We start from the raw sequence: 1,230 nt of genomic DNA, 5'->3' as shown, positions 1-1,230 counted from the left end.
GAAGACCGCACTGAACGCCTTCGACATCACCTCCGACGGCCGCCTGTCAGCCGCCCGCCAGTAGCCCCAACTACCCCAGTTACACCGATCGTTTGACAGATCCGATCTGGCCGAGATCGGCTGCGGCGAGATTGCCGATGTCACGTCTGACCAGCGACCAGGTGCCTTCCTGGGGCTCCAAGTCCGGTGAATGGCTTGGAAGCTGGGAGACGGTGAGCCACGCGGCGTGGGCGGTGAGAAACTCGCGCATCGGCTCGCTCAAGTGCATGCGCAGGTTGTCCCAGACCAGCACGTTGGGGCCACCGGTTGTGGTCGCCTGCTGGTGGGGAGAGCAGTCCGGCGACCGCTTGGATGGTGTCACTCAAGTGCTCGCGGCGTCCGTGATGTCGCGCGAGGGCCCCCAGTTCTTGTCGTGGGGACCCGTGCTCGACCCTGATGCCCGGTGAGGAGTGGGCCCTGTGCTGTCGCTAGTGCATCTCCTCGTACCACTCGTGAGGGTTCTTCTTGAACTTCCTGTGCGGGGACGTCACCACACGACACCCGTCTGGGCGCCCAGCCCCCTGATAGCCGGCTGGCGAACATCTCCACGGCGGGCCCGTCTGCGCGGAGCTTGCTCAGGCCCAAGTCCCGAGCGTGCGTGATGTCCGCGCAACTGGCCGGCTCGGCCGTGCTGCAGAACAGCAGCCGCCCCGCAGCGTCCTGGACGACCACCGCCTTCACGCCATTCTCCTTGTTCTTCCCCGGAGATGAACTTGGCACAGTCTCAGCACCCGGTGGCCGGGCGGCGCGTCCGAACCCCGTCGCTGATCCCTGTGCGCCCATCGGCGTCGAGGTAATCGACGACCTCGACGGATACGCAGCCACTGGCCGGGCGTCATCAAACAGCCCCGTTCGGCCAGCAGCGGACACACTTCACCGGTCGCACGCGTAATGGTGGAGCGATCGGCACGGAACCAGCAGGTCAGCACGTCATTGAGTGACAGCGTGCCGGAGATACATCAGTTCGCCAACAGCCTGTACACGAAAACCAGCCTGTGCTTGGCCCCGGCGCCCACGGCTCTCCGCCGAGGACGCGCAACGAGTTGCGCCTGATGCCGCTTATGCCACAGCGAGCCGACCTAAGCATCGAGTTCAGTGAGCTTCTTCAGCGTTGCAGCTCCAGTGTGAGGACTGCCTTGGCGATTGACGTCATGCGGTTGGGGCTGCAGCGGGACCTGCGGAAGATCCGCC

General features: G+C 65.1%; 2 pseudogenes. Both read right to left on the bottom strand.

Features of this window, described 5'->3' with window-relative positions:
• Positions 1–88: 88 nt before the first annotated feature.
• Positions 89–304 (bottom strand): annotated as a pseudogene (locus ACZ6IM_RS42660) (transposase); the annotation flags it as partial.
• Positions 305–1,144: 840 nt separating this feature from the next.
• A pseudogene (locus ACZ6IM_RS42655) lies at positions 1,145–1,230 on the bottom strand (IS5/IS1182 family transposase); the annotation flags it as partial.

The sequence above is a fragment of the Streptomyces sp. NPDC042336 genome (genome assembly GCF_055581985.1).
This window is presented reverse-complemented; position numbering and strand designations above follow the sequence as displayed.